Raw genomic sequence first — 10,730 nt, 5'->3', positions numbered from 1 at the left:
GGGTCGCGACAGACGACGAGCGGTTGCCTCCACCCGGGTGGAGGCAACCGCTCATAGCCGTTTCGTCGGCTGCCGAGTTCGAACTCTGCTTTCTAGATGTCGAAGTAAAGCTCGAACTCGTGCGGGTGCGGACGGAGCTGGATCGGGGCGATTTCGTTGGCTCGCTTGTAGTCGATCCAGGTCTCGATGAGGTCGGAGGTGAAGACGCCGCCCTGCTGGAGGTACTCGTTGTCGGCCTCGAGGGCGTCGAGGACGGCCGGGAGGGACGTGGGGACCTGGGGGACGCCCGCGTGCTCCTCGGGGGCGAGCTCGTAGAGGTCCTTGTCGATCGGCTCGGCCGGCTCGATCTTGTTCTTGACGCCGTCCAGGCCCGCGAGGAGGAGGGCGGAGAACGCGAGGTACGGGTTCGAGGACGGGTCCGGGGCGCGGAACTCGACGCGCTTTGCCTTGGGGTTCGAGCCCGTGATCGGGATACGCATGGCCGCGGAGCGGTTGCGCTGCGAGTAGACCAGGTTGACCGGGGCCTCGAAGCCGGGGACCAGGCGGTGGTAGGAGTTCACCGTCGGGTTGGTGAAGGCCAGCAGCGACGGGGCGTGCTTGAGGATGCCGCCGATGTAGTAGCGGGCGGTGTCCGAGAGGCCCGCGTAGCCCTGCTCGTCGTAGAAGAGCGGCGCGCCACCCTGCCACAGCGACTGGTGGACGTGCATGCCGGAGCCGTTGTCACCGAAGATCGGCTTGGGCATGAAGGTCGCGGTCTTGCCGTTGCGCCAGGCGACGTTCTTGACGATGTACTTGAACAGCATCAGGTCGTCGGCCGCGGCGAGCAGAGTGTTGAACTTGTAGTTGATCTCGGCCTGGCCGGCGGTGCCGACCTCGTGGTGCTGGCGCTCGACCTGCAGGCCGGCCTTGTCCAGCTCCAGGGAGATCTCGGCGCGCAGGTCGGCGAAGTGGTCGACCGGCGGGGCCGGGAAGTAGCCGCCCTTGTAGCGGACCTTGTAGCCGCGGTTGTTCTCCTCCGACCCGGTGTTCCAGGCGCCGGCCTCGGAGTCGATGTGGTAGAAGGACTGGTTCGACGAGGTCTCGAAGCGGACGCTGTCGAAGACGTAGAACTCGGCCTCCGGACCGAAGAACGCGGTGTCCGCGATGCCGGTGGAGGCGAGGTAGGCCTCGGCCTTCTTGGCGATGTTGCGCGGGTCGCGGCTGTACTGCTCGCCCGTGATCGGGTCGTGGATGAAGAAGTTGATGTTGACGGTCTTGTCCCGGCGGAAGGGGTCCACCCGGGCCGTCGACAGGTCCGCGCGCAGCGCCATGTCGGACTCGTGGATCGCCTGGAAGCCGCGGATCGAGGAACCGTCGAAGGCGAGTTCCTCGTTCGGGTCGAACGCCTTTGCCGGGATCGTGAAGTGCTGCATCACACCGGGCAGGTCGCAGAACCGGACGTCGACGAACTTGACGTCCTCGTCCGCGATGAACTTCTTGGCCTCGTCGGCGTTCTGGAACATCCAACTCCTCCTAGCCCGGTCACCGGTCGGCGGACGCGGGATTGCTACTCGGAACGCGACCATGTGCGGTGGCGCGTTGCCCGACCATAGGCAGGCGGGATTTCCCAAGCATGACCCATTTGTTTCGCCGAGGTTAACCGGCACGCGGCCGCTCCTCACCCCCAGTGTGCGCCATGAAGGGGCATTCCGGACCGGCGGAAGCGCCGCCTTCTCCGGCCGTCCGCCGGGCCGGCCGGCCGCTCCCGGGCCGCCCGGGGCCGCCCCCGCGCCCGGCCCGTACGGCCCCCGGCCCCGCCCGCGGCGGCCCTCCGGGAATCGCCCGCGGGCGGTCGCAGTACCGTGGTCGGGTGGACAACAGGCATGCAATCGGATCGTGGATCTCCGGGCCCCGCGCGGCAGCCGAGGACATGGGTGTCGAGTTCGGATACCGCGGGCAGCAGCTCGGGCTGCCGAAGGAGGGGCCGGGCTCGATCGCGCGCCCCGGCCGGCGGTTCGCCGCGCTCTTCCTCGACTGGGCGCTGTGCATGCTCATCGCATACGGCTTGCTCAGCGGCGGCCGGGCACAGTCGGCGAGCAACTGGGCGCTGCTGGTCTTCGCGGTGCTCAGCGTGCTGACGGTCGGCACGGTCGGCTTCACACCGGGTAAGCGGCTCCTGGGCCTGCGGGTGGTCGCCGAGGGCGGCGGCCGGATCACCCTCCCGCGGGTCCTGGTCCGCACGCTGCTGCTCGTCGTGATCATCCCCGCAGTGGTGTGGGACCGGGACGGGCGGGGGCTGCACGATCGCCTCTCGCGCGCCGTGCAGGTCCGTTTGTGAGGGGTGAGGCCCGCAGGCCCGCCGGCCGGTGCGGCGCCGCGGTCGTACGCCGCCGGCCGCCGGCCGTGCGGCCCGGGCACGTACGCCGATGAGCCCGCGGCGGCGCCCGTCACCAGCCGCCCCGCCCCCTCACGCGTACTCCACCGCATACGAAACGCATACGAAACGCCCCGGAACCAGGTTCCGGGGCGTTGTCGTGCGATCGGGGCCGGGTCCGGCGGCTGCTGGATGCGGGAGCCGGACCGGGGCGGTCAGCGCGTCTTGCCGCCGCCCTTGGGCATCCGCATGCCCTTCGGCATCGGGCCCTTCGGGACGGGCATGTTGCTCATCAGGTCGCCCAGTGCACGGAGCCGGTCGTTGACGGCCGTGACCTGGGCGCCGGGGAGTACGCGCGGCAGCTTCAGCAGCGTCGTACGGAGCTTCTTCAGCGGCACCTGGTCCTCGCCGTCGCCCACCACGATGTCGTGGACGGGGGCGTCGGCGACGGTGCGCGCCATCCGCTTCTTCTCGGCGGCCAGCAGGCCGCGGAGGCGGTTGGGGTTGCCCTCGCCGACCAGCACGATGCCGGCCTTGCCGACGGCACGGTGGACCACATCCTGGCTGCGGTTCATGGCCACCGCGGGGGTGACCGTCCAGCCGCGGCCGACGTTGTCCAGCACGGCCGCCGCCGCACCGGGCTGGCCTTCCATCTGCCCGAAGGCAGCCCGCTCGGCACGCCGTCCGAAGACGATCGCCATCGCGAGGAAGGCCAGGACGAAGCCCAGGATTCCCGCATAGAGGGGGTGGCCGATCACGAAGCCGATGGCAAGGAGAACGCCGAATACGACGATGCCTACACCAGCGACGACAAGACCGACCTTGGAGTCGACCCGACGGGTCATCTTGTAGGTCAGGGCGATCTGCTTCAGTCGCCCGGAGTTCTCAGCGCCGGCAGCGCCGTCTGTGTTTGCCTTCCTCGCCATACAGCGAAGTTTACGTGGCGTGCGGGCGCCGGGTCGCCGCGGCCTCCAGTACGTACTCGGCCTCGTGGCGGTCCTTGGCGCGGCGGCGGTCCTCCAGGACCGACGTCCAGGCGTTACGACGGGCGGTGCGCTGCCCGCCCCGCATGAGGACGGCCTCGACGGCACGCAGGGCGCCGGTGACCGTGGGGAGCGGGAGGGCGGGACTGGCGGCGGGGGTGGCGCGGAGCGGCGCGGCCTGCATGGTGGTGACTCCCTCTGATCTGTTCGGAGAAGCAGGGGTAGGTGCGGGAGCGGTGCGTGCATCCATCGTCACGCAACGGTGTTACCAACGGATGACCTGCCGGTCAAACACCAATGAAACGTTGACGCGGCCCCCACGCCCCCCGTCCTGGGAGAGTGCGGGCCGCGTCCTCAGCATGTGCCACGTTTCACAAGTTGGCGCGCCGGGAAACTCAAACCGCCTGACTGGACGCCTCGACCTCGCGCCGCTCGACGGCCTGCTGGTAAAGGCGGCCGGCGCGGTAGGAGGAGCGGACCAGCGGGCCGGACATGACACCGGCGTAGCCGATCTCCTCGGCCTCTTCCTTGAGCTCCACGAACTCGGCGGGCTTCACCCAGCGGTCGATGGGGTGGTGGCGCACGGTCGGGCGCAGGTACTGGGTGATCGTGATCAGCTCGCAGCCCGCGTCGTAGAGGTCCTGCAGCGCCTGGCTGATCTCCTCGCGCTCCTCGCCCATGCCCAGGATCAGGTTGGACTTGGTCACCAGACCGGCCTCGCGGGACTTGGCGATGACCTCCAGCGAGCGCTCGTAGCGGAAACCGGGGCGGATCCGCTTGAAGATCCGCGGGACCGTCTCGACGTTGTGGGCCAGCACCTCCGGGCGGGAGGAGAAGACCTCGGCGAGCTGCTCGGGGACCGCGTTGAAGTCGGGGATCAGCAGCTCGACGCCGGTGCCGGGCATCGTGGCGTGGATCTGCCGGACCGTCTCGGCGTAGAGCCAGGCGCCGCCGTCCTCCAGGTCGTCGCGCGCGACGCCGGTGATCGTGGCGTACTTCAGGCCCATGGTCTGCACGGACTCGGCGACCCGGCGGGGCTCGTCGCGGTCCAGCTCCTGCGGCTTGCCGGTGTCGATCTGGCAGAAGTCGCAGCGGCGGGTGCACTGGTCACCGCCGATGAGGAAGGTCGCCTCGCGGTCCTCCCAGCATTCGAAGATGTTGGGACAGCCCGCCTCCTGGCAGACCGTGTGCAGGCCCTCGCTCTTGACCAGGCTCTGGAGGTGGTTGTACTCGGGACCCATCTTCGCCCGGGTCTTGATCCACTCGGGCTTGCGCTCGATGGGGGTCTGGCTGTTCCGGACCTCCAGGCGCAGCATCTTGCGTCCGTCGGGTGCGACTGCGGACACGACCGGCGCCCCTTCCTGCTTACGCAGCATTCGTTTCTTCGGCGTACACCAGGGTACGCCCGTTGATTCGCACGTCTTTACGTGCGGGGCAACCCCGTATGGCGGGGTGGCATTCCCGGAGGTCTCCGGAGTGCATGACAGGTACCTGCCCGGTCGGGCCGGCTCAGACCGCGCGGGGGAGCAGCTCGGCGCCCTCGAGGACGTCCCGCAGATGCTTCTCGACGACGGGCAGCACCTCGGCGATGGTGACCTCGCGGCCCAGCTCGTCGGCCAGCGAGGCGACGCCGGCATCGCGGATGCCGCACGGCACGATCTTGTCGAACGAGGTGTTGTCGGGGTTCACGTTGAGCGCGAAGCCGTGCATCGTGACGCCCTTGGCGACGCGGATGCCGATCGCGGCGAGCTTGCGGTCCTCGCGGCGCTGGCCGGCGTTGGACGGCGCGTACTCGGGACCGTTCAGCCGCGGGTCGAACAGCTCGTCCGTCACCCGGGGGTCGAAGTCGAGGCTCAGCCCGCCCAGGGCCGCCCGCTCCTCGGCCGCGCCGACGGTGTCGCCCAGCACCCACACGCCGCTGCGGCCCTCGACCCGGGTGCCCTCCACGCCGAACTCGGCGCACACCCGGATCAGCGCCTCTTCGAGGCGGCGGACATGGGCCACGACGTCCACCGGACGCGGCAGCTTCTGGATGGGGTAGCCCACCAGCTGGCCGGGGCCGTGCCAGGTGATCTTCCCGCCGCGGTCCACGTCGACGACCGGGGTCCCGTCCAGGGGGCGCTCATCGTCGGACGTACGCCGCCCCGCGGTGTAGACGGCCTGGTGCTCCAGCAGCAGACAGGTGTCGGGCACCTCGTCGGCGAACCGGGCGGCGTGCACCCGGCGCTGCTCCTGCCATGCCGATTCGTACTCCACGGCGTCGGCGCCGAAGCCCAGATGCACAAAGCGCAGCCCCTCGGGTGCGGGGGTCTCCCCCCGAGAGATCGCAGTCACCGGCAGCTCCTCTTCGAACCTGTGTTGCAGTTTCCCGCAACGTTGATGCCACTTTGCGCCCATGCCACTGTACGGCGGCCCGTTCCGGACCCGGCAGGCGGCCGGTGTCCGGCACGTTCGCCCCTGCTCACACGATCGGATGAACGCGGGGCGCAGGCGGTGATCAGGGTTCCGAAGGCCGTTACATTCACGCCGTTCCACAAGGGCGATGAGCAGTGCCGGAGCAGGGTCCGCCGGACCCGGCAGTGCGGCCCGGAAGGCAGGAGACCGGTAAAGCTGATGACGGAACGACCCCCGCACCACACGCCCAACCGCCAGCTCGCCGCGCTCATCGCCGAGGCGGGATTCTCCAATGCCGGGCTGGCCAGACGGGTTGATCAGCTCGGCATCGAGCATGGCCTCGACCTCCGCTACGACAAGACGTCGGTGACCCGCTGGCTGCGCGGCCAGCAGCCACGGGGCACCACCCCCGCCCTGATCGCGGAGGTGTTCACCCGCCGGCTCGGCCGCCGGCTGTCCGCCCAGGACCTGGGCCTGGACGCCTGCGCACCGGTGTACGCAGGGCTGGAGTTCGCCGCGACCCCCAGCGAGGCGGTGGACATCGTCAGCGGCCTGTGGCGCAAGGACTCCGGCAGCCATGCCGAGCTCCGCAAGATCGCCTTCACCCCGGCCGGGCTCGTGGTGCCCAGCCGCGACTGGCTGATCGGCCGCGCCGACGAACGGGTCGCCCGTGGCGAGGCCGCCGACGGGCCGGCCCGGGTGCCCCTCCAGGGCCGGGCCGCGGTGCCGCGGCAGCGCCGTACCGACCAGGTCGACCGCACCCACGGCTCCCGGGTCACCTCCGGCGACATCGCGGCGCTGCGCTCGGTCGGCGAGCTGTTCCGGGCGCTGGACCACGCCTACGGCGGCGGTCACGCCCGGCAGGCCCTGGTGCGCTATCTGGAGCACGAGGCCGAGCCGATGCTGCGCGGCAGCTACGGGGAGGCCACCGGCCGCCGGCTGTTCGCCGCGGCCGCCGATCTGACCCGGCTGGCGGGCTGGACCTCGTACGACATCGCCGCCCACGGCCTGGCGCAGCGGTACTTCGTCCAGGCCCTGCGGCTGGCCCAGGCCGCCGGCGACCGGGCCTACGGGTCCTACGTCCTGGTGACGATGAGCCGGCAGGCCGTCTACCTGGGGCACGGCAGGGAGGCCGTCCAGCTGGCCCGGGTCGCCCAGCAGGGCATCGGCAGCAGCGCGCCGCCCGCCGTGCAGGCGTTGCTGCACGCCGCGGAGGCGCGCGGCCACGGCGTCCTGAGCGAGGTCCGGGCCTGCACGGCGGCGCTGGCCCGCGCCGAGCGGGCGCTGGAGACCGTCCGCCCCGGCGACGAGACCCCGTACTGGGCGCGCTTCTTCGACGAGGCACAGCTCGCCGACGAACTGGCGCACTGCCACCGCGACCTCCAGCAGTACCGCGCGGCCTCCCAGCACGCCGAGCGCTCGCTCCAGCTGCGCGCGGCCGGCTTCGCGCGCAGCCGGCTCTTCTGCCGGGTGGTGCTGGCGACCGCGCGGCTGGGCCTGGGCGAGCTGGAGCAGGCCTGCACGCTCGGTGCCGAGGCGGCTCTCCAGGCCTCCGAGATGCGCTCCGTGCGGGCCCATGAGTACGTCAGGGAATTCGAGCGCCGCCTGGAGCCGTACCGGGACGCGGCGGCGGTGCGCGGGTACCGCGAGCGGGTGGCGGCGCTGGGCTGAGGCGCCGCCCCGGTCAGGCCGCCGCGGGCAGGGGGTCCGGTTCGGTGGTGAGGGCCGGCAGGCCGAAGTCCTGGAGGATGGCGCGGGCCGCGCGGCGGCCCGAGTTGAGGGCGCCCTGGAGGGTGCCGGTGTCGCGGTGATCACCGCATACGTAGAGGCCGGCGAGCACCCGCACCGGGCGCTCCGGGTCGTGCGGGGCGGGCATCGCCGGTACCGCGTACGGATCGTGATGGGTCGTCAGCAGCTCGCGGGGCTGCGCACCGTGGATGCGGTCCAGCTGGGGGCCCACCGCCCGGTCGAGGACGGCGGACGGCAGCCCCGCCGCGGCGCCGAGCACGACCGTGGTGAGCAGGGCCCGCCCCGGCGGCGTACGGGACGGGTCGATCGCGCCGGCGGCGTAGGTGTACGCGACCGGGCCGTCCGTCGGCAGGATCAGCGCGGTGTCGCGGGAGGGCGCACCGCGGCCCCCGGATGCCGCCGCGGTGTGGTGCAGGACGGTCACCGGGTGGAAGGCGGGCACCCGCAGTCCCGGCAGCAGTTCGGCGGCATCGCGGGCGCCGGTGGCCACCAGCACCGCCCGGCAGGGGACCGGGCCGTGTTCGGCGGTGTGCACGCCCGTTGTGGAGACCGCGGTGACCCGCACGGAGGTACGGACCGTGCCGGGCGGCAGGGCGGCGGCGAGGAGTTCGGGGACGGCGAAGGCGCCGCCGGCCGGCAGCCACAGCTGCCCGTCCGCATAGCCGCGCAGCGCGGCCGCGGCGCCCCGGCTGGAGCCGCGCAGCTGCGGATCGCACAGCAGCGCGCCCAGCAGGGGCCGCAGGAACGCGTCATGGGTGCGGGGCGGGAAGGCCGGGCGGCTCGCCAGCGCGTCGCGGATGGGGCGGTCGACGGCCGGGGCGGGGGCGGCGGGGGGAGTGGCGTACGAGGGCGCTGCACGGCCGGTGCGGCGGTCGAGGCGGCGCACCGTGCGGCGGTCCGCGTCCTGTTCGGCCCGCCGGTCGGGGAGGCGGCCCGTCTGGCGGGCTGCCTGACGGTCCGTCCGGCGCTCCGTGCGACGGTCGGCCCGCACCAGGGCGCGGGCCGCGGACAGTGCGCCTCTGGTGCTTCGGGGGGCGCCGATGCGCTGCACCCGTTGTCCGTTGTGGACGCTCAGGCCGGGCGCGAACGGACGCGGCGTCAGCTCGCCGAGGCCCGGGGTGCGGCGCAGCTCGGCGGCGGAGACGGCCAGCGGCCGGCCGCAGTGGTCCAGCCGGAAACCGTCGAGATGATCGGTGACGGACCGGCCGCCGATCTCCGGCGAGGCTTCCAGGACGGCGACCGACACCCCGGCGCCGGTCAGATGGCGGGCGGCGGCGAGTCCGGCCGGGCCGGCTCCCACAATGACGACGTCCACGGCCGATGCGGTGCGCAGCACATGCCCCTCCCGAGGTCGGTCCCAATGGCGGCACCGTTGTCATGCCCACTGTGGCCTCGGGGGATGCCAGAGGTGCGTGAGAGGACGGTAGGAACCGGGCGGTCCGTGCGACAGGAGGCGGCCGGTGCGCACTGCAGCAGCCTTGGCCGAAGAGTGGCTTGTGGTGCGGACGGTGACGCGGTCCGGCAGGCAGCCGTCGTCCGGACCGGCCGTCCGGCCCCGGTCCCGCCCCGCCCCGCCCGTGCCTACGCCGCCCGGATCGCGTCGATGATCCGCGGGTGGCGGAAGACGAACCCCGAGTCCAGCAGCCGCCGCGGGACGACCCGCTGACTGCCCAGCACATCGCCGGCGAACTCACCGAGGGCGGCCCGCAGCACCGGCGCCGGAACGGTGCACAGCGTGGGGCGGTTCAGGACATGGCCCATCACGGCGGTCGCCTCGCGGTTGGTGACCGGTTCCGGGGCCGTGAGGTTGACCGGCCCGGTCAGGTCGCCGGTGTCGATGAGGTGGCGCAGCGCCGCGATGTGGTCCGCCAGCGAGATGAAGCTCCAGTACTGGCTGCCGTCCCCGAACCGGCCGCCGAGGCCGAGCCGGAAGACGGGGAACAGCCGTCCCCAGGCGCCGCCCGAGCGGGCCACGACCAGACCGGTGCGGGCGAAGACGGTGCGGATGCCCGCCTCCCGGGCCGGCTTCGCGGCGTCCTCCCACGCCACGCAGACCTCCGGCAGAAACCCGTGGCCGGCCGGTGCGCTCTCGTCCGTACGCCGGTCGCCGGTGTCGCCGTAGTAGCCGATCGCGCTGCCGGACACGAAGACCCGCGGCGGGGTGTCCATGGCGGCGAGTGCCGCGGCGAGGGTCCGGGTGCCCAGCACCCGGCTGTCGCGGATCTCCTGCTTGTAGGCGCTCGTCCAGCGGTGGTCGCCGACCCCGGCACCGGCCAGATGGACGACCGCCTCGCAGCCGGCCAGCCCCGCCGTGTCGACCTCCTGGCGCTTGGGGTCCCAGCGCACCTCGTCGGCCGCACCGGGGGCACGCCGGACGAGCCGGACGACGTCATGGCCGTCCGCGCGCAGGGACCGGGTGAGCGCCGTGCCGATGAGTCCGGTCGAGCCGGTGATCGCGATCCGCATGGGGCCATACTGCCGCAGCCACGGGCCGGCGGCGGCACCCGGGGCCCGCCCCCGCCGCGTCGGCGGGCGCGCGCTCGCAGGTCAGGACCGGAAACGGTCCCAGAGGCCGGGGAAGCGCTCCGCCAGGCCCTGGTCGTCGTCGAAGTCGAGGTAGCCGCCGAGCGGTTCGCGGGGCGGCGCCGGCAGGGCCAGATCGGGCATCACCCCGCCGGTCATCTGCTCGTACGCCTCGTCGGCCGCGTAGCCCAGCTCCTCGGCGTCGCCGTCCACCGCCTCGTCGAAGTCGTCCAGCAGCTCGGCGAGCTGGTCCGGGTCGTGCAGCGCGCCCTCGAAGACCTCCCGGCCCTGGCCGATCAGCCAGCAGCGGAAGTAGTCGAAGGCGTCGTCGCTGGCGCCGCCCAGCAGGATCGTGGCCGCGGCCCACAGGTCCCAGGAGTACGCCCGGTTGTAGCGCGCCTCGAAATGACGGGCGAAGTCCACGACGGCGTCCGGATCGAGCCCGAGCAGCCTCTCGACCAGCGCGTCGGCCTGCTCTTCGGGGTCGCCCTCGGCCGCCTCGCGGGAACCGTCGATCAGTTCCCAGAACTCCGTCTCGTCCATCACCGCTCCAGCATCGGCCCTACCGGGCCCCGCCGCATGCGGAGTACCCCGGATGCGACGGGGTCGTTATCCGGATCGGTGACGCGGTGTCCGCTGCGGTGACGGGATGTTCGGATAGGTGACGGAGTGTTCGGGCCGGCGCCCGCTCCGCGCCGCTCGGTGCGCCCTCGGGTGACCGCCCCAAG

Annotated in this window: 10 protein-coding genes; 2 read left to right on the top strand and 8 right to left on the bottom strand. The window is 72.5% G+C overall.

Features of this window, described 5'->3' with window-relative positions:
• Nucleotides 1–92: 92 nt before the first annotated feature.
• Nucleotides 93–1,502, bottom strand: coding sequence for a type I glutamate--ammonia ligase (glnA, locus tag BKA18_RS09700; protein ID WP_006606042.1), 1,410 nt, complete (start codon nucleotides 1,500–1,502; stop codon nucleotides 93–95).
• Between the two features lie 347 nt (nucleotides 1,503–1,849).
• On the opposite strand from glnA, the gene BKA18_RS09695 reads away from it, so the two are divergent.
• A complete protein-coding gene (locus BKA18_RS09695; protein ID WP_235449200.1) occupies nucleotides 1,850–2,317 on the top strand; it encodes an RDD family protein in 468 nt (155 codons plus the stop codon).
• Between the two features lie 251 nt (nucleotides 2,318–2,568).
• Here BKA18_RS09695 and BKA18_RS09690 read toward each other — a convergent pair whose 3' ends face one another.
• From BKA18_RS09690 to lipB, 4 genes are all read right to left on the bottom strand, one after another.
• Nucleotides 2,569–3,279 (bottom strand): DUF4191 domain-containing protein, encoded by a 711-nt coding sequence (locus tag BKA18_RS09690; protein ID WP_040899413.1) that lies wholly within the window; start codon nucleotides 3,277–3,279, stop codon nucleotides 2,569–2,571.
• A 10-nt stretch (nucleotides 3,280–3,289) separates the two neighbouring features.
• On the bottom strand, nucleotides 3,290–3,520 hold the full coding sequence (locus BKA18_RS09685) for an SCO2195 family GlnR-regulated protein (RefSeq protein ID WP_366047172.1): 231 nt from the start codon (nucleotides 3,518–3,520) through the stop codon (nucleotides 3,290–3,292).
• Between the two features lie 211 nt (nucleotides 3,521–3,731).
• A complete protein-coding gene (gene lipA / locus BKA18_RS09680; protein ID WP_006606046.1) occupies nucleotides 3,732–4,682 on the bottom strand; it encodes a lipoyl synthase in 951 nt (316 codons plus the stop codon).
• 163 nt (nucleotides 4,683–4,845) lie between these two features.
• Nucleotides 4,846–5,670, bottom strand: a complete 825-nt coding sequence (gene lipB / locus BKA18_RS09675) for a lipoyl(octanoyl) transferase LipB (protein WP_366047173.1) — start codon at nucleotides 5,668–5,670, stop codon at nucleotides 4,846–4,848.
• 279 nt (nucleotides 5,671–5,949) lie between these two features.
• Between lipB and BKA18_RS09670 the strand changes: the two genes are divergently transcribed.
• Nucleotides 5,950–7,401: an NsdA family TPR-like regulatory protein gene (locus tag BKA18_RS09670; RefSeq protein ID WP_366047174.1), complete on the top strand. Its 1,452-nt coding sequence runs from the start codon at nucleotides 5,950–5,952 to the stop codon at nucleotides 7,399–7,401.
• A 13-nt stretch (nucleotides 7,402–7,414) separates the two neighbouring features.
• Here BKA18_RS09670 and BKA18_RS09665 read toward each other — a convergent pair whose 3' ends face one another.
• The 3 genes from BKA18_RS09665 to BKA18_RS09655 form a co-directional block, all read right to left on the bottom strand.
• Nucleotides 7,415–8,815 (bottom strand): FAD-dependent oxidoreductase, encoded by a 1,401-nt coding sequence (locus BKA18_RS09665; RefSeq protein WP_366047175.1) that lies wholly within the window; start codon nucleotides 8,813–8,815, stop codon nucleotides 7,415–7,417.
• A 245-nt stretch (nucleotides 8,816–9,060) separates the two neighbouring features.
• Nucleotides 9,061–9,945, bottom strand: coding sequence for a TIGR01777 family oxidoreductase (locus tag BKA18_RS09660; protein WP_366047176.1), 885 nt, complete (start codon nucleotides 9,943–9,945; stop codon nucleotides 9,061–9,063).
• Nucleotides 9,946–10,026: 81 nt separating this feature from the next.
• Nucleotides 10,027–10,545, bottom strand: coding sequence for a DUF4240 domain-containing protein (locus BKA18_RS09655; protein WP_006606051.1), 519 nt, complete (start codon nucleotides 10,543–10,545; stop codon nucleotides 10,027–10,029).
• Between the last annotated feature and the right edge of the window lie 185 nt (nucleotides 10,546–10,730).

Source organism: Streptomyces auratus (assembly GCF_050433025.1).
Taxonomy (GTDB): Bacteria; Actinomycetota; Actinomycetes; order Streptomycetales; family Streptomycetaceae; genus Streptomyces; species Streptomyces sioyaensis.
This window is presented reverse-complemented; position numbering and strand designations above follow the sequence as displayed.